The organism is Pinibacter aurantiacus (genome assembly GCF_019130065.1).
Lineage (GTDB): Bacteria > Bacteroidota > Bacteroidia > Chitinophagales > Chitinophagaceae > Pinibacter > Pinibacter aurantiacus.
In genome coordinates, this window is the sequence record NZ_JAHSPG010000016.1 from 504338 (window position 1) to 529553 (window position 25216).

The following is a 25216-nucleotide window of genomic DNA, read 5'->3' on the forward strand; positions in this document are numbered from 1 at the left end:
TTTTTCAGGCTATCTGCTTCCGCCGGATTTTAGTAGGTCAAGTGCAGCTTTCTGCCGCTCCATTTCTTTCAATTGTAAATCCTGGGTTCTTTTATTTTCCGCAATATCTCCTTCAACGTTCTTTCGCTGCTTTTCAAGTCTTTCACTTTCTTTTACCAGGTCGTTATATTTTCTTTGCGCTTTTGTAAAAGATTCGGTTTGTGCTGAGATGTCAACTTGTTTTTTCTCTGCATATATCGAAGAACTTAACGAAGCGAGGTAATTTTTGGCGGCCAGATATACATCTGCATTTGCAGGGCTTATAAAATTATCGTAGCCGCTTGATAACGCCATTTTAAGAACAGACCTGTCTTTTTCTGAACGGCTAGCAGGATCGACGCTGAAGTACACGTCGTACATGTTATTGCCCATTTCCTGAATAGAAACGGCTTTTGCTAGCAATAATCCTTTCGATTTTTCGAGCTTAATGTCTTTCGATTTGAAAGACTCCTTCAATGCATCTTTCAACGCATCGGAAGACATGTTGTACTCATTCGATATGGCGCTACGCTCCGTTTTATCAATTTTAATAGTGCTTTCCGTTGTTTGGGCTCGTGATGCTGTTGCTATTGCCACACATAATAAAATTGCGAAAAACTGTTTTTTCATTGATGCGGTTTTTAGATTTTTGAATTTCTAAAGACCGGGCATTGGTTTAAATGGTTGCCAATGCAAATCAAAGTCATAAATTATTGTAACCGCTTTTCTAAGAAACGATTGGAGATTGTTTTAAAGAGACGCTAAATGGAAAAATGCGAAGGAGAGTAACTGTGATAAAATGCATTTAACTGGTCAGCTGTTTATACAAACAAAAAAGGCTCACATTGCTGTGAACCTTTTCGCGGACCGGACGGGACTCGAACCCGCGACCTCCGCCGTGACAGGGCGGCATTCTAACCAACTGAACTACCGATCCAATATTTTGAAGATCTACTTACTTTATTTAACCCGATCTCGAACCATTTTTTTCACCATTCTGGCTTTAAAGCAAAATTTCCTAAACTTGCGATTTTAGTCCAACAAAAAAGCTCCACATTTCTGTGAAGCTTTTTGCGGACCGGACGGGACTCGAACCCGCGACCTCCGCCGTGACAGGGCGGCATTCTAACCAACTGAACTACCGATCCAAGATCTTTGCCTTTCAACGTTTTGCGTTACCGCTCTATCGTTTTGGGAGTGCAAATATAAGGCGATTTTCTTTTTCCAAACAAATCTTTTTTAAAAAAATTTTCAACCCTTATTTTTACACTTCATTATTCAATTATGCCAGACAATAAAAATCGACAATTCCTTGATTTCGAAAAACCGGTTAAGGAAATCTTTGATGAGATCGAAAAGCTAAAGCAAACTGAAGAGAAGACAAAAGTTGACTTATCTGACTCCATCAAGAAACTGGAGGATCAAGTTATAGAGAAAAGAAAAAATATTACCAGCAACCTTACCGCATGGCAAAAGGTACAGCTTAGCCGTCATCCGGATAGACCTTACACACTTAAGTATATCCAAAAGATGACTACCAATTTTGTTGAGCTGTTTGGTGATCGCAACGTGAAAGATGACAAGGCAATCGTTGGTGGATTTGCTCAACTTGACGGCGAAACTGTTATGCTTATTGGGCATCAAAAAGGTATTAATACAAAAATGCGTCAATTGCGCAATTTTGGAATGGCCAACCCGGAAGGCTACAGAAAGGCTTTGCGCCTTATGAAGCTTGCTGAAAAGTTCAATAAGCCGGTTGTTACCCTTATAGACACTCCGGGAGCTTATCCTGGTATGGAGGCAGAGGAGCGCGGACAAGGAGAAGCCATTGCCCGCAATATTTATGAAATGATGCGTCTTAAAGTGCCTGTGATTTGTGTGATCATTGGTGAAGGTGCATCTGGTGGCGCGTTGGGAATTGGCGTGGGCGACCGCATTTTCATGTTGGAGAATTCCTGGTACACGGTTATCTCTCCCGAAAACTGTAGCTCCATTTTGTGGAGAAGCTGGGAAATGAAAGAGAAGGCGGCAGAGGAGCTGAAACTTACTTCAGATTACATGCATAAATTTGGTTTGGTAGACACTGTAGTTCCGGAGCCTCTTGGAGGTGCTCATTGGAACTATGATGAGGCTGCCGGCAATCTAAAGAATCAAATTATAGCTACGCTCAAAGAACTTAAACAAATACCTGCTGAGGACAGAATCAACCAGCGTATTGATAAGTTCAGCAAAATGGGCTTCTGGGACGAAGTAGCGTCTTAGAAATTTCAGAAATTAAATCGTAGGGGCGAATCGCATTCGCCCATTAAACGGCCGACAGGCCGCACACAAATAACAATATAAATTAGAAATGTCACTCAAAACACAACTAAGAGGAACAGGTGTTGCTTTAGTTACTCCTTTTACCGCCGATGAAAATATTGACTTTCCGGCATTAGAAAAATTGATCGATTACGTGATTTCAAACGGTGTTGAATATGTGGTAAGCCTTGGCACCACTGGCGAAACACCTACTTTAAGCAAGCAGGAAAAGATCGATATCATCAACTTTACATACGAGAAGGTAAACGGTAAAGTACCTGTAGTTGTGGGCGTTGGCGGAAATAATACCAAAGCTGTTGTGAACGATTTGCAAACACTTCCACTTGATAAAGCGGTGGCTGTACTAAGCGCAAGTCCTTATTACAACAAGCCTTCACAAGAGGGGATTTTCCTGCATTATAAAGCCTTGGCAGAAGCTTCGCCGAAGCCAATTTTGTTGTACAATGTGCCGGGAAGAACAGGAAGAAACATGGAAGCTTCCACTACTTTGAAACTGGCACATGAAGTAAAGAACATTGCGGGTATCAAAGAAGCGGCTAACAATATGGTGCAGTGCATGCAAATATTGAAAGACAAGCCTGCTGACTTTTTGGTAGTAAGTGGTGATGATGACCTGGTATTGCCTCAGCTTTCATGCGGTATGGACGGCGTTATCAGTGTTGCGGCTAACTGTCTTCCAAAAACATTTACAGAAATGGTGCGCAAAGGCTTGAGCGGTGATTTTGCTGCGGCAAAAAAACTGAACGATACTTTACTGGAAGCGTACAGTTTGCTTTTTGCGGAAAACAATCCTGCCGGCGTAAAAGCGTTTTTGACTGAGCTGGGACTTATTCAAAACCACCTGCGTTTGCCAATGGTTCCATTAAGCGGCGGATTGCACGAAAAAGTGAAAGCATATTTGAAAAAATAGTTTTTTCAACTTTTTGATATTTAAGCGAAGACTCCGGATTTTATACTCCGGAGTCTTCGCTTTTTTTATTATTTTGACTACCGCATAGTTATTGCTGCTACTAATTCATCACCATTATCGAACCTGTTAACCAACACTCATGGAAAAAAAGATCTTGCGGGAAATTCGTTTCCTGAAAATGTATGCGATCATAAGCACTACTCTTTTTCTGGCATTCATTTTTATGTCTTTCTACAGACAAAACGGGAAACAAAAGTTTGAAGAAATAGATGTTCAAAGAATAAATGTTGTTGAAAATGATGGTGCGTTAAAGATGGTGATCAGCAATGACGCAATGCAACATCCGGGATTGATAAATGGAAAAGAATTGGCTAAAAGGCCGCGAGGCGCGGGAATGATCTTCTTTAATGAAAGTGGGGATGAATGCGGAGGTTTGGTGTATGACGGCACAAAAAAATCTGCGGGCCTTGCACTCTCAATCGATCAGTTTAGAAATGATCAGATAATGCAATTGCAATATTCGCAGGGAGAGAATAGAAAGAATGCTTCTTATGGGTTGAAGTTGTGGGACAGGTACGATGAATATCCGCTTGCCGCACAGTTGAAAATGGTGGATTCATTAAAACAATTAAAGGATGAAAAGATTTATGAAAAAGAAATAAGCAAACTGGTTGCTGATGGAACATTTGGTCACGAAAGGTTGTTTGTAGGAAAAACCAAAGAACAGGAAGTAGGGCTTTTTATCAGGGATGAAAAAGGAAGACCGCGCATCAAAATTTTTATAGACAAAAATCAAAACGGAATAATGCAGTTTCTCGATTCGCTGGGAAATGCAGTTCCTGTCCATCAACCATAAAACATTTACCATGTCCACTTTTTATCCTCGCCGAAAATTTATCAGAGATATTTCACTGGGTACGCTTGCTTTGGCTCCAGGCATTTCCACGCTAGCTGCTTGCGCAAAAAACAAACAGAAGAAATTAGGAGTGGCTCTCGTAGGGCTTGGGGGCTATAGCACATACCAGCTAGCACCCGCTTTGCTACAATGTAAAAATTGTTACCTGGCAGGTATTGTAACGGGCACGCCTTCGAAAGAAAAAATATGGGCCGACAAATACAACATTCCCCAAAAGAATATTTACAACTATCAAAATTTTGATTCCATTGCAGACAACAAGGATATCGATATCGTGTACGTTGTACTGCCGGTTGCAATGCATAAAGAATACACCATCAGAGCGGCTAAGGCTGGCAAGCATGTAATTTGTGAAAAGCCAATGGCGGTAAGCGCTGCGGATTGCCAGGCAATGATTGATGCTTGTAAACAAGCAAACAGAATGTTATCGATCGGATATCGTTTGCATTTTGAGCCATTCAACATGGAAATGATGCGGCTTGGGCAGAAAAAAGTTTTTGGGAATATAATGAAGATAAATTCCAGCAATGGTTTCGTGTGGGGCGGAGACCCCAATGCATGGCGCCTGAAAAAAGCACTGGCCGGTGGTGGTGCATTAATGGACATGGGTGTTTATGTAATTCAGGGCGCTCGTTACACAACAGGAGAGGAGCCGCTTACTGTGAAAGCAAAAGAGATAAAAACCAAACCGGATCTTTTTAAAGAAGTAGATGAAACGGTTGTTTGGGAAATGAAATTTCCGGGAGGCAGCGTTGCTGAATGCCGGACAAGTTATAATGAGAACGCCAACTTTCTTCGGGCCGAAGCAGAGAGGGGCTGGTTTGAATTATCTGAAGCATATCGGTATGGCGGAATGGTTGGTGCAACCACGAACGGCAGCATGAGCTTTCCAAACATTAATCAACAAGCGGCACAAATGGATGACTTCGCGCAGTGTGTAACGCAAAACAAATCAACACGAGTACCAGGGGAAATGGGACTGCAGGACATAAAAATTGTAGAAGCAATTTATAGAAGCATTGCGAGTGGGAAGGAAGAGAGTGTTTAATTAGTGGAGAGTTGAGAATTGAGAGTTGAGAGTGAAGGGGTGCCTGATTTCGAATCTTTTCTACTTTCAATTAACTCTCCATTCTCAACTCTCCACTCTCCATTCTCCATTCTCAACTACTCCCTAACTATTTTCTCCACTCTCGTCCCTGCGTCGGTTGTAATTACCAACAGATATAAGCCACTACTGATGCCGGATACATCGAATGTGTTCTGTTTGCCGGAGGTTGTAATTAATTGCAGTCTTTTGCCTGTCATGTCTTTTAATTCCAGTGATGAGCAGTTGGCCGATGTTTTGATATACACTGTGTTTCCTGTTGCTGGATTAGGGTAGATCATTACATCAAAATTATTCTGATTATAGACAATGGCACGAACCGGTGAATAGGTAAACTGTCCGTTGATGTCCGTCATTTTCAATCTGTAATAGTTTTTACCTGTTGTTAGGTTGTCGTCGATGAAACTGTAGTTGTTTACTGTGGAACCATTATTCTTTGCGGACACTTTGCCGATTTGTTTGAACTGACTACCATCTATACTTTTCTCAACAATAAAAGACTGCGTGTTAATTTCTTTTTCCGTTTGCCAGTTCAAAATACCTTTTGCATTTTTTACGTCTGCGGTAAAGGAAAGCAATTGTAAGGGCAAAGGAACGTCATTGGTTGTTCCTCCGTTATTGATCCAGAATTCGGAGAATCTGCTAACCTTATACTCTGCATAGTAGCCATTGTTGTATGGCATTACTGTTGCCTGGGAATGTGGCAAAATGAATCTGTAAACGCCCGAGCTTGAGACGTTGTTGGCTAAGCCGCCATCCTCTTCGGTTGGCAAGCCACTATATTGCGTTACACCGCTTGCATAAGGGTCAGTAATGGTAGTGCAGGTGGCACAACCCGTTGCCGCCATTAGTTTTTGAGCCTCCGCATCGAGAAAATAAAAACGAACGCTAACGCTGTCTGTTGGCGCGTTTTGGGTTTGAACAACAATATTTCTATCGAGATAGTATTGTCCCTGCGATATTCTGATTTGTGTGCCGGGATTGAAGAAAACTTTAGCAGTTGCATTTCCAAGATTTTGTCCATGTGGATGAATAGATGCAACACGTTTGCCGGAAGCGTCATTAAAATCTATCCATTGATTACCACTGGCAGTATTTGTTATGCCAGATGAAATATCCGGTCCGCTGTAAATAGTTGCTTTATCGAAAATGGTTACATCGTCAATTCCTACACCGTCGAATGTACTTCCGGGATCGCTGTTCATCACGAACCTTAAATGCAGTCTTGAGGATTTTGGCAGATCATAACTAGCAACATGCCATTTGGTGAGAGATGGTGTTTGCCAGATATTTTTAGTTGCATTATTATACCAGTTTGTACCGGTATTTGCAACGCCGAGTTTCGTCCACGTTGATCCATCGGTACTGTACTCCACCCAATGTCCGTCACAATCACAGTTTTCCAATTGAAAAATATGACTAAAGGAAAGCATTGGATTTGCCATGCCGCTAACATCAAAACAAGGCGAATAGAGATATGATAACTCGTTGTTGTTATAACTGAAATAAAGACTTGTCGTCCATATTTTAGAACCATTTGCAGCCTTGCTGATAACTGGTTTTAATGGCGCTCCCCATTCCCAGCTGTCGTTTACGCCGTCTGTATACCAATTGCCATTGTTGTTTTCAAAACCTTCCACATAAGGAAAGGTATTGATGAAAGGAACTGTATGGAAAGAAATAGGTTGTAGCGTATCGTTGTTTGGATAATTGTCAGTTGGATTTTTTACCCATGCACTGATGGTATATTGTTGGAAAGCAGAAAGGTCGACGGTATGCGTGAAAGTGTAAGTCATTTCACCTGGAGGAATTGCACCAATGATCTCAGTGGTGGTTGCACCATTTACGTTTACCGTAACAGGAATATTCGATAGTGTTGTGGCCGTATAGTTTTTAAGATGTATAGAAACCTGTTCTGCACTACCGAACTGACAAATGTTAGAAGTGTCCGGTGCAACAAACGAGAGTACACCAACGTCATTTGCAGATTTGGTAATGGTTACATCATCGAAAGAATATCCATCGTCAAGATTGCCGGTTGGTATAACGGAATTTGCAGAAGTGTAGCCTTGCGTACCAAATCTTATCTGGAAGCTGCTGCTGACTTTTTGTGCGGCGGCAGACAATATTTCTGTGATATTCTTGCTGATAGCAGGTTTGTAAATTCCAAAGTCGGCAGTGTTTATAGGCAATGTAAACACAGGCAACCACAAAGAAGTATCGCTTCCACGAATCCAAACCCGGTTGCCCGGAAGAGTGAAGTCTACCCCATGATTTTTATAAAAGAAATCGAGCCATAGTTGATCGGCAGGGCTGTATGAAGATAAATTGAAAGTAAGCGTTAAACTATCCGTTGAAGCAAATGCGTTATAAATTGCCTGATCCAAAGTTGCACAACGGTTGCCTGATCTTGCAATGCCACTATTGACGAATGTTCTTAGTCTTCCGTTGTTTGAGTTTGTATTAAAATCTGCACGATCGAGATTGACCAAACCTTGTTTTTTTGTTTGCACCGTTTGTACCGCAGCTGCCTCAAAGTCCTCTGTAAAAGAGGGAGTAAGTGCAAGCGGGTCGTTGGCTAATTGTTGGATCGTTGTTGTTAACGTATCATCGTCCTGTCGTGTATCTCCGGTATGTTTTACCCATGCCTTAAATTGGTAGGTGCCCGGTGCGGAGAAATCGTAAGTGGAACTAAACGTATAAATAGATGAGCCCCCCGCAGGAACGGCAACATTGCTTGTTTCCGTAACAATAGGTCCGCCATTTACCTGGTATGAAATATTGTAACTTGATGTACCGGACGATGCATCATCTCCATTTCGTAAACGTACCTGGATTGCATTGTTTGATTTTAATGCTGTCGAAGTAAAGAGTCTCCCCGTTGCCGGTGACATGATGGAGTCCATTACAAAGTTATTGTCCAGAATAGAGCTGCTGCATGTGCCGCCCGTAGCTGTCACAGTCGCTAAAAGTGAACGCCGTCCAGTCACTCCATTAGCAACAGGTTCCACCGCAAAGTAATAAGTACTGTCCTGGTCAAGCGCCATTGACACGCTGGTCCCCGTAAGGTTCTGAATTTTTTGCAATGAATCACCTTTAAGCATGTACAGATTGTATGAGGTGGTTATGGGCGATAAATTGCTCCAGCTAAGCTGCACGTAGCCGGGGCATAGCGGTGTGGATGTTATGGTTGGCTGACGCAATATCCTGAAATTATAATCGCTTACGTCACTGTAGCCCACGTTATTTCTCGTTACACGGATAAGAGCTTTCGTCGTTTGCGTTATTCCGGCGGGAATGGGCCAATCCATTAAAGTGCTATCAGCTCTAACGTTGTTTCTAATGTTTACCCAGCTAGTACCGTTGTCAAGAGAATAATCAACACTAAATGTATTTACGTCTGTGCCGAAATAACTCCATCTCACTTTTTCCGTTGTGGCAGGCAAAAACGTTTCATCCCCAAATGGATAGTCAACCGTTACAGATGCCGGCAGCACCTGGTATACTACAACGTAATCCTGGTTGCCGGTTGGAACGTTTGTTCCTGTAACATTTATGGTAAAATTTCCTGCCGTTAAATTGGTAACTACTACCTGTTCAATATTGTTGAAATTGTCAACTGCTTCGGTGGCAACAGCCGCAACATTTGCCGGATTTAGCGTAAGCGGCTTGTGTGAAGTGCCCGAAGCATCCGTTATCGTAAGGTCAAGATTATTGATAAGTGCATTTACAGCATTCGGTGACGCAGGAGGATCTATCCAGCACAATATAATTTTTACCTGGGCATCCGCAGGAACATTGCTGATTGTTTGCGTTTGTACACTACCGTTAGTAGCAGTGTTTATGAAATAATTATTTTTTTCCAATGCTTCAACGGCTCTGCGGGCATTGAGGTTTCCATAGCCATAAAGGTAGTCGGGCCCTGCAGCGCCTTTGTCTTCAGCTGTATTGCACACAAGCGCTTTTATAAGTGCGCTTGAGGGATCTGCGCCTGCATTGAGCTGCCTGTACCTTTCATACAACAACGCTAATGTGCCTGTCACAGTTGGTGTGGACTGGCTTGTTCCGGTTAAAATTCCATATGAGTTGTTAGGATAGGTAGAAGCTATGCCCGTACCGCCCGCAACTATTTCTGGTTTCAATCGCCCGTCATCGGTTGGGCCGCGGCTGGATGAAGCGTTGAGTTGGTAATTGTTTAAATTGTCGAGGTTGCCAACTGTCAACACGTTTTTTGCACATTGGAATCCCGATTTGACAGTGCTGTAAGTGGCTGGAAATGGGGCACAGGTAAGCTTTCCATCGTTACCTGCCGCAAATACGTGCAGAATATTTGGGTAAGTGTACAGCTGATCGTCAATGTAATTGCTTAGCACATCATACGCTCCGTTACCGGGGCAGAGGTCCGCCCCTGAGTAGTAAGAGTTGTTGCTCAGTACCATGTGATTATCGCTATAATACAGCGGTGCAAAAGCTATGATATTGCTGAAATACTGATTAATGAGGGTCGTTTGCGGCGCCATGCCTTTAAACGGCGGATTAACGATCCCACCGCCGCCCACTGTGCCTGTAACGTGCGTGCCGTGGGCTTCAGGACCTGAGGGCGTTCTGACCAGGAGCCTGTTGCCAAAGTCCAGGTGCGTAGCAGGATTTGCATTATCGCCTACTCCAACCGTCACATTTTTTCCCGTAAGATTTCTTCCAGATATAGACTGCAGGGCATCAATGGAATGAGCAGCCCTGTTGTTGTAATTAAGGGGAACATCCTTGAGCGTTTGCAACCCGATGTAATTTATGAAAGGTAGTGCTGCTATTTTTTGAATGATCTCGGGAGATGCTTTTACAAATACTGCGTTGCCCGGTTTTAGCTCGCTGTTGGCAATGGTAGCACCCGTTTTTGTCAACTGGTCAACAACTTCTTGCTTCGTTAGCGAACCAAAAAACATCACAGACACGAAGCTGTTGGGTTCATGTAAGACAGATTCATCATCTAATTTGCTGTCTATTTTTGCTTCGGCGGGAATGTTGTAAACGCCTGTTATATCTGGTGGAAGAGAAGCAATGCTTCCGGTTTTAATTTCTGCGAGAAATGAGTTTGAACCAAGGGGGGCCTGCAATAGTATTCCCTTTTCTTTCAATTGTTTCCTTGTTTCCGTATCGGGAACTTTACTGAGTTGAACGATTGTGTAAAGATTATTTTTAAAGGAAACGTTTTGCTGATAGCGATTCAGAAATTTCTGTTTAAGCAGGTTTTCGCCTGTTTTAACAGCGCCATTCTTTAAACGGATTACTTTTTCCTGGGCGGATATTTCATTGCCAATAAAAGCCAATAAAAAAGAGAACAAAATGATTTGTTTCATTCGGAAGCACTTATGTTAGAAAGAGAACTCTTAATGTTTTGGTTACATAGATATCAGGGTGTTATAAAGATATTTCAAAAAAGAGATTTCAGGGCATAAAAAAGCCGGTAAATGACGTCTCATTACCGGCTTAACACCTAAACGATTGCTTATTAATGCCTAAAACTGCTATCCATTTCCTCAAGTGTTTTCCCTTTCGTTTCATTTACCTTTTGCCAAACAAATACAAATCCCAGCGCACAAATCACTGCATACACGTAAAACGTATTGTTTTTAAAGTGGTCAAATAAGATAGGGAACGTAAAAACAAGTATAAAATACGCCAGCCAGAGACAGATCACGGCAATAGAAGTTGCCACGCCTCTCACCTGGTTGGGGAAAATTTCAGAGATCAAAACCCAAGTAACCGGAGCCAGCGACATGGCATAGGTACCGATCGCAGTAAGCAAAAACCACGAAACATGACCCGAAGATCCGCTCAACATTTTTGCGATAATGATAAACAGAACCGAAAGGCCACCAGCGCCCAAGAGCATCAAAGGCTTTCTGCCAAGTCTGTCTACCAGCAACATGGCAAGTATGGTGAAAGTAAGATTTACGCCACCAATGAAAACGGTTTGCAACAACTGATCATCCTGCGAAGCGCCAATGCTTTCAAAAATTTTGGGAGCATAATTAAATACAACATTGATGCCGCACAATTGCTGGAAGATAGCCAACACAATTCCTATAGTCAGCGCGGGTAAATAAATTTTTGAAAAGGCCAGTTGAATATTTGGTTTAGATGCGTGCTGCAATGAAGTTTCAATTGTGCGTATAGAATCACCGGCAAAATTTTCATCTCCAATTTTGGTAAGCACTTTTCTCGCTTTATCTATTTTGTTTGCAGCAACCAACCAACGTGGGCTTTCAGGAAGAAAGATAACGCCCAACAGAAAAACCGTTGAGGGAACTACGCCAAGGCCAAACATCCAACGCCATGCATCCGCGCCTTCATTTCGCAGAGAATAGTTTACAATGTTGGTTATTAAAATGCCAATTACGACGGTAAGCTGGTTGATGGCCACCATTCTGCCGCGAAGGTGTGCTGGAGAAATTTCTGCAATGTACATAGGTGAAAGCATAGAAGCCATGCCCACTCCGGCACCTGCAAGAAAGCGAAAAGCAATGAATGTTTCTTTACTGTGAGAAGCCGCCATAGCTAAGGAAGAGAGTGCAAAAATAGCCGCCGCTAACAGTAAGCCTGGGCGACGTCCGTATTTGTCTGCCACACGACCGGCAACAACACATCCCGCTATTGCGCCAAGTGCAAGACTGCCGGTTGCGAATCCTTCCCAAATTTTATCTAATCCAAATTGTGATTGTAAAAAAGGCAGAGCGCCGGAAATAACCGCAAAGTCAAACCCAAACAAATAACCACCCATTGCAGATATAAAAGAAATGACAATGATATAACCCGAGTTGAAGCGATATGTACTATTCATTATGAAAAAGCAATTGTTATAAGCAAATGTAATTTCCCCAAAAAAATTAAGGATGGATATTTGGTAGAAAGGGATGGACAATTTTATGATAATTTGAAAATATGGAAATTTGAAAATTTGAAAATTGGTTCCCTGCTATCGCTGCTATTATATTTTTTTAAAAGAGGTTTGAGAAAAAAAGTAAAGAACGCTCACGAAGCATTTTCAAATTTTCAAATTAGCATATTTTCAAATTGGCTCTCTAAGTGTGTCTCTTAATCCTATACTCGTTCGGCGAAATGCCCATTATTTTTGAAAACATCCTGGAAAAATAATACGGATCGTAAATGCCTATTTTCCCTGCGATCTCTTTAACACGCAGATCCGTGAACAGCAGGTACTGGCAGGCTTTTTGAACTTTCAGGTGATTGAAATATTCGATAGGCGAGAAGCCAGTTTTCTTCCGGAAAACGAATGAGTAGTGAGAAGGCGATAAATTAACGATGGCCGCAAGATCCTGCAATTCAACAGTAGCGTCAATGTTCTTTTGCATATAATCAATCGAACGGTTGATGATGTCTTCCTTGTCTTTAAGATCAACCTGCGTATAGCGTTCGTTGAAAATGAATGTTGACAAATAATGCCCTACGCACAAATTGGAATAGCTGAGGTTTTCTAAACCATAACCACGTTCAAGGTTCGTATAGATCTCTTCAAATAGGCGCTGGCGTTTTTCATTCATTGATACGCTGCCCGCAAGTGTACTGTTCTGCTGCATCATCATATTCACAATCTCGTTTGCTGAAGAACCGGAAAAGTGTACCCAATAAATTGTCCATCCGTTCTTTTCCTCTGAACCATAAGAATGGCGGATCTTTGCGGGAATAATAACAAAGCTGCCGGACGTTAATTCGTATTTTTCTTTCTTTATTTCTGCCCAGCCTTTTCCTTCCATGCAATAAATAAGGATGTGCTGCTCGGAGCCGTGAGATCTTTCCATGAGATGCCCCTTCGCCTTTGGATAATAGCCAATGTCTGTTATGTAAAGATTCTTCAGCAGCGGGTTGTTATCGCAGTGTGTATGCAAAATTTTTCGTGGAATCATAATGGCCCGCTGGCCTTCAAAGCCTTCTTTTTTCCTTAGCATAGCAATGCTTATGTTTAAGAGGTAAATGTAATAAATCGCGAGATGCGGTGTATCTTTTTTGCCACAGAACCACAGAGGATGTCAGGCTTCACATAATGCGCTCGTACTTTTTAACCACAGAGTTAAGGAGTTTTTTTCACAGAGGAAAGGAGGCTTCATGGGCTTCTCCTCTTTATCTCTGTGCTCTAGTGAGCTGCACGAGTTTTTCGAATAATTTCTCTGCGTTCTCTGTGGTTAATAAATCTTTGTGAAACCTCTGTGTTCTCTGTACCTCAGTGGCAAAGAAAGGGCGAAGCCCGCCACCATAAAAAAATCCATCACAATCGCTACTCTATCCATCAAGCATAAAAGCCCTCTGAATAATTTTGATCTAAATTAATGATTGCATCATGACTACACGCTCAGTTAAAGCCTGGAAGGAAAAAGTGATACTTCCTACCTACGAAACAGGCGAAGCGGAAAAAAATCCCATTTTTTTAGAGAAGAGAGTTTACCAGGGCAGTTCAGGGTCGGTATATCCTTATCCTGTTGTTGAGAAAATCAGCGATACAAAAGTTGACAAAGAATACAATGCATATTTCATAGAGAATGATTATCTGAAGATCATGATCTTGCCGGAATTGGGCGGTCGTGTACATCGTGCATATGACAAGATCCGCAAACGCGATTTCATATATTACAACCAGGTCGTAAAGCCGGCATTGGTTGGTTTAACCGGTCCGTGGATATCCGGGGGCATCGAATTCAACTGGCCACAACACCACAGGCCAAGCACCTTTTTACCAATTGATTGTGCGATAGAAGAACATGCAGACGGAAGCAAAACCGTTTGGGTAAATGAAGTGGAGATCATGTTCCGTACCAAAGGCATGGCGGGTTTTACGCTACATCCAGATAAAGCATACATAGAGATAAAAGGAAAAGTTTACAACAGAACACCATTTCCACAAACCTTTTTGTGGTGGGCAAATCCTGCGGTGAAAGTGAACGATTATTATCAATCCATTTTCCCGCCGGATGTATACGCAGTGTTTGATCACGGCAAACGTGACGTGTCTGATTTTCCTATTGCAACCGGCACTTACTACAAAGTGAATTATGCGCCGGGCACGGACATCTCCCGCTACAAAAATATTCCTGTCCCAACATCATACATGGCCATTCAATCGAAGTTTGATTTTATGGGTTGCTATGAGCACGACACGCAAGCGGGCATGCTGCACGTAGCAGATCACCATGTGTCTCCCGGCAAAAAACAATGGACCTGGGGCAATGGCGATTTCGGTATTGCATGGGATAGAAATCTTACTGATGAAGATGGTCCGTACATCGAGTTAATGACTGGTGTTTTTACAGACAACCAACCAGACTTCACATGGTTACAGCCAAATGAAGAAAAGACTTTTGAGCAATACTTCATGCCTTACGCATTGATAGGCGAAGTGAAAAATGCAACAAAGGAAGCGATGATCAATCTCTCGTTGGAAAAGGGTTTGGTGAGCATGAAGGTGTTTTCGACATCTACTTACAACAAAGCAACGATAACATTAAAACTAAAAGGCGATATTGTAAAAACATACCAGTTTGATTTTTCACCTGAAAATGTTTTTGAAGAGAATATTTCTGTTTCGCAAGACGCACAAACTGAAATGCTGGAATTGATTGTGAAGGATGAAAACGGCAAAACGCTTGTAAGCTATCAACCTGAAGTTTACGAAAAGAAAGATATTCCGCCTGCCGCAACAGCTGCAAAACTTCCAGGTGAAATTGATAGTGTGGAGCAATTGTTTTTAAATGGATTTCATCTAGAGCAGTATCGCCACGCTACGTTTAATCCCGTTGATTATTACGAAGAAGGCTTAAGAAGAGATGCAGGAGATGTGCGCTGCAACAATGCAATGGGCCTGCTATTGCTGAGAAGGGGACAATTCGAAAAAGCGGAACCATATTTCAGAACCGCGATCAAAACACTCACTTCAAGAAATCCGAATCCATACGATGGTGAACCCTATTACAACTTAGGTTGGTCGCTTATGTTGCAAAACAGGCTGAATGAAGCGTACGATGCATTTTATAAAGCGGCCTGGAGCGACGCATGGCAACACATGAGCTATCTTTCGCTGGCACGTATTGCTTCTGCAAAAGGAAAATATAGCGACGCATTAAAGTTGGCAGAAAAATCGCTCATTAAAAATTATCACAGCCACACGACAAGGCATTTGAAAGCGGCGTTGTTGAGAAAGCTTGGCAGAATGGAAGAAGCTATGACATTGATTGATGAGTCATTGAAAATAGACGGCTTCAACTACGGATGTTATTTTGAAAAGCATCAATTGCTTTTACAGGCAGGAAAGAAAGATGAAGCTTTGGTGGTGCTTGCGCAAATGAATGCCCTAATGCGCGACGCTGTTCATACATACATTGAATATGCACTTGACTATGCCCACGCAGGCATGTATGAAGAAGCCATTGCGTTATTGAATGAACATGTTGAAGGAAAAAAAGAAGTTTATCCGATGGCTTACTATACAATCGGTTGGTTGTATAGTAAAATGGGAGACAAAGCAAACGCGCTGGTTTACTACACGCTTGCTGCAGTTCAAAAGCCGGATTTCTGCTTCCCCAATAGAATAGAAGAGGTTGTTATTTTGAAAGATGCGATTGCAACAAATGTAAAAGATGCAAAAGCTCCTTACTATCTCGCAAACTTTTGGTACGCGAAAAGGCAATACGCAGAAGCAATTGCTTGCTGGGAAAAATCAGCGGCACTTGATATTAGCTTCCCAACTGTCTTTCGTAATCTTTCTTTAGCATATTACAACAAGAGCAAGAACGTACCACTGGCAATTGAGTACCTGGAAAAAGCATTTGCATTGAATCAAAATGATGCAAGAGTATTAATGGAACTTGATCAGTTGTATAAGATAACAGGCAAGCCGACTCCGGAGAGATTGCAATTGCTGGAAAAACATTTGCCTCTTGTAAATGATCGGGATGATCTTTACCTGGAGCGTGTAACCCTGTACAATCAATCAGGCAATTATGAAAAAGCAAAATCATTGATTGCGGAAAGGCAGTTCCATCCGTGGGAAGGTGGCGAAGGAAAAGTAGTGGGGCAGTTTTTGTTGTGCCATATAGAGCTGGCCAAGAGAGCACTGTTGCAGGGAAATGGTGCGCTGGCACTGGAGTTGCTGAACAGCATTGAAACATATCCACACAATCTTGGCGAAGGAAAATTAGCTGGCACACAAGAGAATGACATTTATTATTTACAGGGCTGTGCGTTGGAACTAATAGGAAAAGAGAAAGAGGCAAAGGCAAAATTTGAAACAGCAACAATAGGAATTACAGAGCCTGTGCAAGCAATATTTTACAATGATCCGCAACCGGATAAAATATTTTACCAGGGACTTGCATGGCAAAAGCTTGGAAAAGAGAAAGCCGGAGAAGAAATCTTTAAGCGCTTCATAAGCTTTGCCAGTGAACATATGAGCGATGAAATCAAAATTGATTATTTCGCAGTGTCATTGCCGGATCTGCTAGTGTTTGATCAGGATTTGAACGTGCGTAATAGAATCCATTGCCATTACCTCAAAGGGTTGGGTTACCTGGGATTGGGTGATTATGAAAAAGCTAAGAAAGAATTTGATGAAGTACTATCATTGAATATTAATCACCAGGGAGCACAGGTGCACAACGCAATGATCAATTTTTTGAAAGGTCAATTAGTCAATTGAGCGAGTATTAGTTAAGCAGAAGCACAGAATTTTTCTGTGCTTCATTTTTTGTGATGAGCAATTGTAAGAATTATGAACATAGCAAAAGAAAAGTGGGGTAGCGTTCTGGGCAAGGATGTGTGGCTGTTTAGATTAAGCAACGATAAAGGCTTGGAAGTTTCTGTTACAAGTTATGGTGCGACAGTTGTTAGCATTATGATGCCTGATAAAAATGGTGTTGTTGAAAATGTAGTTTTAGGCTACAGTTGTTTGCAGGGCTACATTGCTGATACATTTTACCTTGGAGCAACCGTTGGAAGAGTCGCCAATCGAATTAACAAAGGACTGTTGCCGGTAAATGATAAAGTTTATCAATTACCGATTAATGAGCCGTCAAATGATTGCCATTTGCACGGCGGCAAGATTGGATTTAATAAACGTGTTTTTAGTGTAATTGAAGAGATGGCGATGGACGATGTTGTTGGAATTTCACTTGAACATAAGAGTCCAGACATGGAAGAAGGCTATCCAGGCAACCTTACACTGAAAGTAGTATTTACATTAAACAATAACAATGAATTGCTGATTGAATATCGTGCCTTTGCAGACGTTGATACACACGTGAACCCAACCAACCACAGTTATTTTAATCTAAGCGGAAGAAAACAAAATGGGGCCTCGCAAGAATTGTTTATAAATGCAGACTCCATCCTTGAAACAACGCCTCATTATATTCCGACGGGAAATATTAACCGGGTTGATGGAACGAAGCATGATTTCAGAACGATGAAGAAAATAAGTCAGCAAAATGAAATTATTTTCAATGAGTGCTATGTTTTGAATGAACCAGAAATCAATGTCTGCGCTGCTGAACTTTTTGACTGCGAAAGTGGTCGTGCAGTACAAGTGTACACAACCGTTCCTGGCATGATGTTTTATTCGGGTGATTGGCTGAACAATGGTTTTGCATCATGCGAAGGCGTTTGTTTAGAAACGCAATTTTTCCCTGATGCTGCAAATCACCCATCTTTTGCAAGCACACTTTTAAAAGCAGGAGAGAAGTTTCATCATCAAACAAAATTGCTATTTCTTGTTCGATGATCGCTAATAATATGCGACCGTAATAAAGTCCATCCCTTTCATAATTTTATCTATTTAGAATGGACAAATATTTTTCAAATTGCATACAGGTTTTTAATATAAAAAAGAAGCTCGCTTAGAATTGTCGCCATGTGAAAAATTGAATGTTTCCCACTCAACTTTCCTTCAATTGATAAGCAGCTGAATTCGATCCAATGTAAACGAGGTGTTAGATACTTAGTGAAGCTGACAGTATACCTTATTCAATAAAATTTCATCAGCACATAGACAGGCAGTCTAAAGTCATGTTATTGACTTTACTGAAACACCCATGCTTAGAATTTAGAAACAACAAGAATATAAAACGGTTTAGACAAAATACTGCGTATGAAAAAGAAAGGCTTATTTGGTTTATTCTCTATTGCTCTTCTGCTAAACAGCTTAAGCAGCTTTGCTTTGAAAACGATCGAAGTAATTTCTCCCGATAAAAGACTAACTGTAAGTGTAGAGGTTGGTAAAAACATTTTCTTTAGTGTGCATTTTGGTAGGTCGGTGTTGTTGAATCCATCGAGGATTGCATTGGTAATAAACAATGATACACTTGGAAACAATGCAAGTGTAAAGAATATCTCCAACAAAAAGATCAGCGAAATCATTACACCGCTTTACGGGAAATTCAAAACACTTAGCAATGAGTGTAATGAAATGACGATTGCCTTTGACGGCGATTATTCCATTGTGTTCAGGGCATATAACGAAGGCGTTGCGTACAGGTTTGTAACTACAAAAACCGGCAACGCTATTGTTGGCAACGAGATCGCTGCATTCAACCTGAATGGCAACTACAGTGCGCTAATCTCTGAAACTCCAAAGCTTACTTCATGGGAGCTTCCTTACACTTCCCACAATGATATCTCGACTATTGCAGATACCAACAATATTATTTTACCGGCATTGTTTACCAACAAAACAACCAGCACAAGAGTGCTGCTGGCTGAATCTGATATACGCGATTATCCCGGAATGTTTATCAGAAGATCTGCCAAGGCTATAACCGGCTACTGGGCGCATTATCCGGCGAAGACAACTCCTTATGGAGGTGATTGGGGGATGTCCACATCCGCTGATGCAAGAGAAAATCTGATAGCAAAAACATCTGGCAGCAGAAGTTTTCCGTGGAGAATTGTAATGGTAAGTGATGATGATAAAAATCTTTTGACCAATCAACTCATTTATAAATTGGCCGCGCCGCAGGCGATAAAAGATGTGTCGTGGATCAAACCAGGTAAATGTGATTGGGAATGGTGGCACGATGCAATCATTGAAGATGCAGGCATTCCCACTGGTTTCCAGAACAGAAGTACAGAGCTCTACAAACGCTACATTGATTTTGCAAGCGACAATAAACTGGAGTACACATTAATAGATGCAGGCTGGAGTAACTTCTATCATCTTGATAAATCTGCAGATCACATCGATATACAGGAGTTGGTTAACTATGGTAAACAAAAGAATGTCGGAATAATTGTTTGGTGCAATGCGACAAGCCTGGTTGCGAATCTCGATCATTTTCTTGCCACATTTGAGCAATGGGGATTGAAAGGTTTTAAAGTAGATTTTTTTGATAGAGATGATCAGATCATTTATCAGCAAATGGAAGCCATTGCTTCCAAAGCCGCTGAACATCACTTGCTCGTTGACTTTCACGGTTGCCCAAAGCCAACGGGTTTGAGCAGAACTTATCCAAACGTAATGAATTATGAAGCGGTAAGAGGAGAAGAGTGTAGCAAATGGGACACCACTTCCAATCCGACTTATCATTTGCAGGTGGCCTCTATTCGTATGCTGGGTGGAAGTTTGGATTATACGCCAGGCTGTATGCGTAACAAAAGCAAAGCAGCCTTTCGCCCGATAGACAAAGGTTTACCGGAAACAATGGGAACGCGTTGTCACGAAATGTCGTTGTTCATTTTGTTTGATCAATACCTCGCGGTATTAAGTGATTCCCCTTCTGAATACAGGAAGAACAAAGACGTGATGGATTTTCTATCGGTAGTTCCCGCAACATTTGACGATGTAAAAGTATTGGACGCAAAGCTTGGTGAGTATGCTGTATTGGCGAAAAGAAAGAACAACGATTGGTACGTGGGGGCCACTACAAATTGGAACAGCAGAACGGTAACGATTGATTTCTCATTTCTTGAGAAAGGAAAAAAATACAAAGCAGAAATTTTTAAGGATGGAAAGAACGCTGACACAGAGGCCACTGATTACGAACATGAAACGATTGATGTAAACAATAAATCAAAGCAAACGATCAGATTGGCGAGCGGTGGGGGAGCTGTTATGCGAATTTATCAAGTGAAATAATTTTTAAAAAAATTTCGGGTTGACATTAAATGTTAATAAAAACTATATACATTTGCTGGTATAGAATAGTATAGTATAGTTACGGTGCTTGCCCCAACTCCCTCTTTAATCATCGTCATCGCAACGATATATTATTCCAGTTCAGCAATCATCGCGTTTATTATCCACGTAGAAAATGCCATAAAAAAAGAAATATGAAAAAACGATTATTTTTCATGCTTGCACTGTGCATATCATTTGCCATAGCTCATGCACAGAGTGTTAAGATCCAGGGAAAGATCACAGAAAAAAACGGCGACCCAATTGCCGGAGCCGTTGTCTCGCTAAAGTCTAATGCACAGCGAGCTACCACAACAGACCTCAAAGGTGAATTTGCACTCACCATTCCAACTGCGAACGAAATCATTGTTATTCATGCCTTAGGGCATAAGGATTTAGAAATGAACACTGCCGGCAGTGCTTTCATTACCGCGAGCCTTGAAACAGATGCTTCGGGCGGCGGCATGGATGAAGTGATTGTAGTAGGGGTGGCCGTGAAGAAAAAAGACCTTACAGGTGCGGTATCGTCGATCGATTCAAAAGAAATAGACAAGACGCCTACAACCAGCATCAACCAGGCGATACAGGGTAAAGTACCTGGCGCACGTATTGTTGCCAGTCCTCAACCCGGCGCAGATGCGTCAATAAAAATACGTGGTAACAACTCACTTCAATACGGAACCAATCCTATTTATGTAGTAGATGGAACCATTCTTGAAAGCAACTTCAACACTTTGAATCCGGATGATATCGAATCTGTGCAAGTATTGAAAGATGCGTCTGCAACAGCGATCTACGGTTCGCGTGGCGCAAACGGCGTAGTGCTTGTAACCACAAAAAAAGGTAAAAGAGGTGCAGGGAAAATTTCATTCGACACATGGATCGGTTCCCAGTGGTTCAGCAAAAAGATGGATCTGATGAACGCTCATGACATTTACAACTTGCGTGTAGATGCTTATGCAAACGCCTACATGGAGAATAATCCAAACGGCGACAGACAAGCTTATATCAACAGCATTACCGGTGATAACAGCACGGTATTTGCGAAGTATGAGCAAGATACTTACAGGGCAGGCTTATCATACGATTGGTTAAAACCTGTACAGCAATCTGGTTTGCAACAGAACTATAACCTGGGTTTTTCAGGTGGTTCCGATAAGGGTAGTTACTTCGTAAGCCTTAACTACACTGACCAGGAAGGACTGCTCAAAACCTCAGCATACCAGCGTTTCAGCGGAAGGATCAATTTGGAGCAAAATGTAAAATCATGGTTGAAAGTGGGAACCAACACCACTTTTGCCTATGCAAAAAGCAGCGTACCTAGTGGCGATGTATTCAACGGCGCTGTTTATGCAAACCCGCTGCTGCCTGTTAACGACACCATGCAGCAGATCAAGTGGGCAAATACTCCAGATCCCAATATTTACAATCCCATTAAGAGTTTGTCAATCATCAGCAACAATAACCTGAGCAGATTAATCACCAGTAACTATGTGAGCATCACTCCGGTAAAACACGTAACCATTCGTTCAACGCTTGCAGCCAACTTAATGTGGCAGCAGAATTACGGTTACACTCCTATAGGAACCGGACAAGATACCCGCAATAGTTACCATGGCAGTGCTTCTCATTACAAAGCTGAAACTAGCAGCTGGCAGTGGGATAATACAGCAAGCTACTCCAACAGTTTTGGAAAAAGCACGCTGAATGCAATGGTGGGAACCTCATTGCAAATGACCAATCAAAACTCTGATCAGTTCAACGTTTACGGTTTTCCTAACAACGATCTTACTTACTACAACATAGGTTCGGCCTATTCGAAAACGCAGTTTGCTCCTTCATCAAATTTTTTGACCAACACACTGGTGTCTTATTTGGGACGTGCTGACTATGCTTACGAAAACAAATATTTTGCTACAGCAACAGTAAGATTTGATGGCTCATCCAAGTTTACTTCAAACGATCGCTGGGGCGCATTTCCTTCGCTGGCGCTTGGATGGGATATGGCAAGAGAAAATTTTATGCAGGACGTTCATTGGTTGAATAGATTGAAGTGGCGCGTTGGTTATGGTATTGCTGGTAATCAGAATATTCCAAACCTTGCGTACTACAGCATTTACAATCCTGTCTACACAAATGGCCAGATTGTTTTCCAATCAGACGGAGGAAGAGGCAATTCAAACCTCACATGGGAGAAACAAAAACAATTGAATGTTGGTGCCGACATCACTATGCTGAATAACAGACTGAATGTTAGCGCAGACTATTTCCATACTGTTAATGATGATTTGTTGATGACGAGAACGCTTCCTGCAACTTCGGGTTATGCACGTGAAGTGGCGAATGTGGGAGCACTTACAAACGAAGGTTTTGAATTCAATATTAACTATACTGCTATTCAGAACAAAGACTGGCACTGGAACATTATGTTCAATATTTCTGCAGACAAAAACAAAATTACCAGGTTGTATAATGACGTAACGTTCATCCCAAACAAAGGTGGATTTACCGGGGTTGAAATACAACGTACAGGTAATTTCATTTTGGGTGAATCTGTTAACAATGTCTACTCTTGGAAATTCAAAAAGATCGCTCAGGAATCTGACATGAAAGACACTGCCGGTATGAATTACAATGGAAGAATTGTTCATCCTGGTGACATGATGATAGAAGATGTAAACGGCGATAAAAAAATCGATGATAAAGACAAACAAGTAGTGGGCAAACTCGATCCTAAATTCTACGGTGGTTTTGGTACAGATCTTAATTACAAAGGTTTTGGGCTGAATTTGTTCTTCAACTACTCCTATGGCTTGAAACGCATTAGCGGTTTCTATGAAGGGATGATCCAATCATGGGGTAACTCAATTTCGCACACTGATATGAATGGCAGATGGACTCCTGAAAATCCAAGCACAAGATTCCCTCGTGCATTGGTTCAATCTGGAAATCTTTCCCGATTCAATCCTGGTGATTCAGATTGGGGACTACAAAATGCATCGTTCCTCAGGTTATCTACCGCAACACTTTCTTATTCCATGCCCGTAAGTTTGATGAAGCAGCTATCCATGGAAACAGCAAGGATCTATGTTACAGGAACAAACCTGTTATTGTTTACCAAGGATAAAGGATATGATCCTGAAACAGGAGATGGTTTTCCAAACTTCAAACAAGTTGTTGTTGGATTAAACATCGGCCTATAATAAAATCTTTAAGCTTTAAAAACTTTTTATGAAAAATAGATTATTCATATCAATCATAATAGCAGGCTCGGTTGCAATGACCTCCTGCCAAAAATTTCTGGATCAGCAGCCCAAATCGAGCTACACACAGGAAGAAGTGTTCAGCAATCTGGACAATGTGGAACCTACAATTGCCGGCTTATACACCTCATGGAGAAACATTCACAAAGACAGAGGTGGATTCATGTTCCAGGTGGGCGGAGATGAAGCGCAACAATCAATCATCCAGGTGGGAGATCCGGATCAGGGAGCACTTGACAAATACACCACACAGCCAAGCAACAACGCTTTAACACAGCAGTGGGATAGCAGATGGCCAACAGTGAGTACTGCCGCGCAAGCGATATATGGCTTACAAACGAGTACAACACCGGACACTGCAAGAAGAAACAGTTTGCTGGCTTCTGCATGTTTTATAAGAGCGGCCGTTTATTTCGAGCTGGCTGCATACTGGGGCGCTTTGCCTATCATCGACCAGGCGCACCAGACTGAGCTGGGAATGGGAAGACAGCCAATTGATAAAGTGTACGAATACATCATCAATGACCTGGTTTTTGCGTCGACACATCTTCCTGAAACTGTTACAGACAAATCAAAAGTCACCAAGTACGTCGCACTCGCATTACTAGGCAAAGTATATATGTTTGCACCGGTTGAATCAAACCATCGCGACTTTCAAAAGGCAGCTGATGCTTTTAACGCAGTCATCACTTCCGGTAAATATAATCTCGTAACAAATTATGCTGATTTGTGGGATCCTTCCAAACCAAATTCAAACGAATCACTTTACGAGTTTCAGTTCATCAATACCTATCCTGATAACAACCAGATCCAATGGCAAATGGGCTCACGTGTAATGGCGGATATTGATGGTTACTGCTACTTCGGTGGTTACGATTTGATGATGCCAACCAAATATGCTTACAGCGATGTTGCTGATGGTGGTGTATGGGAATCGGGCGATCTGAGAAAAAATGAAAGCATTCGCTACGACTTCACTTACAAAGGAGTGCCACATACATCGATACCAGCAGGTTTTTACGGTGGCGATGAATTGGATCCTCACGTGAAAAAATTTGAAGATCCCCGCACAGATGGCAAATTGAGCTTTTGGTACTCTGGTAAAAATGTTATCTACATCAGGTACTCAGATGTTTTGTTAAGCTATGCAGAATGCTTGAATGAGTTGGGGCAAACATCAAATGCCGTTGCAGCAGTAAAACAAGTTAGGGCAAGAGCCTTTGGCGGCACAGTACCACCGGCATTAGACTGGAGTGCAGGCATGAGCCAAACAGATTTCCGCACCAAAATTTTGGACGAGCGCATGCGCGAACTTTGCTTTGAAGGTTGGAGACGCCAGGATGTGGTCCGCACCGGAAACTTTGTGACTTATATTAAAGCAAGAAACAAATGGGCAGCACAAAGCGGACAAATTCAGGACTATCACAAGCTGTATCCAATTCCATTAACAGAGATTTTGCAAAATCCTGAGATTCCGTCATCAGCACAAAATCCAGGATACACTCAATAA

Annotated in this window: 13 protein-coding genes and 2 tRNA genes; 9 read left to right on the plus strand and 6 right to left on the minus strand. The window is 41.8% G+C overall.

Going from position 1 to position 25216, the window contains the following annotated elements; translation table 11 throughout:
• Window positions 1–9: 9 nt before the first annotated feature.
• The 3 genes from KTO63_RS23120 to KTO63_RS23130 form a co-directional block, all read right to left on the minus strand.
• Window positions 10–648 carry a hypothetical protein gene (locus KTO63_RS23120; protein WP_217794328.1) on the minus strand — a complete coding sequence of 213 codons (639 nt, stop codon included), beginning with the start codon at window positions 646–648 and terminating at the stop codon, window positions 10–12.
• 233 nt (window positions 649–881) lie between these two features.
• Window positions 882–955 (minus strand) — tRNA-Asp (locus tag KTO63_RS23125).
• A gap of 137 nt (window positions 956–1092) precedes the next feature.
• A tRNA-Asp gene (locus tag KTO63_RS23130) sits at window positions 1093–1166 on the minus strand.
• Between the two features lie 136 nt (window positions 1167–1302).
• Here KTO63_RS23130 and KTO63_RS23135 point away from each other — a divergent pair.
• From KTO63_RS23135 to KTO63_RS23150, 4 genes are all read left to right on the plus strand, one after another.
• Window positions 1303–2280 (plus strand): acetyl-CoA carboxylase carboxyltransferase subunit alpha, encoded by a 978-nt coding sequence (locus tag KTO63_RS23135; protein WP_217794329.1) that lies wholly within the window; start codon window positions 1303–1305, stop codon window positions 2278–2280.
• 88 nt (window positions 2281–2368) lie between these two features.
• Window positions 2369–3250 carry a 4-hydroxy-tetrahydrodipicolinate synthase gene (gene dapA, locus KTO63_RS23140; protein ID WP_217794331.1) on the plus strand — a complete coding sequence of 294 codons (882 nt, stop codon included), beginning with the start codon at window positions 2369–2371 and terminating at the stop codon, window positions 3248–3250.
• 139 nt (window positions 3251–3389) lie between these two features.
• Entirely contained in the window at window positions 3390–4106 is a 717-nt protein-coding gene (locus tag KTO63_RS23145; RefSeq protein WP_217794332.1) for a hypothetical protein, read from the plus strand.
• A 10-nt stretch (window positions 4107–4116) separates the two neighbouring features.
• Window positions 4117–5214 (plus strand): Gfo/Idh/MocA family protein, encoded by a 1098-nt coding sequence (locus tag KTO63_RS23150; protein WP_217794333.1) that lies wholly within the window; start codon window positions 4117–4119, stop codon window positions 5212–5214.
• Between the two features lie 116 nt (window positions 5215–5330).
• Here the strand turns inward: KTO63_RS23150 and KTO63_RS23155 are convergent, their stop codons facing one another.
• The 3 genes from KTO63_RS23155 to KTO63_RS23165 form a co-directional block, all read right to left on the minus strand.
• Complete coding sequence (locus KTO63_RS23155; protein ID WP_217794334.1) at window positions 5331–10628, minus strand: S8 family peptidase; 5298 nt, start codon at window positions 10626–10628, stop codon at window positions 5331–5333.
• 152 nt (window positions 10629–10780) lie between these two features.
• Window positions 10781–12112 (minus strand): sugar porter family MFS transporter, encoded by a 1332-nt coding sequence (locus tag KTO63_RS23160; RefSeq protein ID WP_217794335.1) that lies wholly within the window; start codon window positions 12110–12112, stop codon window positions 10781–10783.
• Between the two features lie 241 nt (window positions 12113–12353).
• Window positions 12354–13238 (minus strand): AraC family transcriptional regulator, encoded by an 885-nt coding sequence (locus KTO63_RS23165; protein WP_217794336.1) that lies wholly within the window; start codon window positions 13236–13238, stop codon window positions 12354–12356.
• Between the two features lie 389 nt (window positions 13239–13627).
• Between KTO63_RS23165 and KTO63_RS23170 the strand changes: the two genes are divergently transcribed.
• The 5 genes from KTO63_RS23170 to KTO63_RS23190 all read left to right on the plus strand — a co-directional run bounded on the left by KTO63_RS23170 (window position 13628) and on the right by KTO63_RS23190 (window position 25216).
• On the plus strand, window positions 13628–16975 hold the full coding sequence (locus KTO63_RS23170) for a DUF5107 domain-containing protein (RefSeq protein ID WP_217794337.1): 3348 nt from the start codon (window positions 13628–13630) through the stop codon (window positions 16973–16975).
• A 72-nt stretch (window positions 16976–17047) separates the two neighbouring features.
• Window positions 17048–18055 carry an aldose epimerase family protein gene (locus KTO63_RS23175; RefSeq protein ID WP_217794338.1) on the plus strand — a complete coding sequence of 336 codons (1008 nt, stop codon included), beginning with the start codon at window positions 17048–17050 and terminating at the stop codon, window positions 18053–18055.
• 366 nt (window positions 18056–18421) lie between these two features.
• Window positions 18422–20404 carry a glycoside hydrolase family 97 protein gene (locus KTO63_RS23180; RefSeq protein WP_217794339.1) on the plus strand — a complete coding sequence of 661 codons (1983 nt, stop codon included), beginning with the start codon at window positions 18422–18424 and terminating at the stop codon, window positions 20402–20404.
• 194 nt (window positions 20405–20598) lie between these two features.
• Complete coding sequence (locus KTO63_RS23185; protein WP_217794340.1) at window positions 20599–23646, plus strand: SusC/RagA family TonB-linked outer membrane protein; 3048 nt, start codon at window positions 20599–20601, stop codon at window positions 23644–23646.
• A gap of 28 nt (window positions 23647–23674) precedes the next feature.
• On the plus strand, window positions 23675–25216 hold the full coding sequence (locus KTO63_RS23190; RefSeq protein WP_217794341.1) for a RagB/SusD family nutrient uptake outer membrane protein: 1542 nt from the start codon (window positions 23675–23677) through the stop codon (window positions 25214–25216).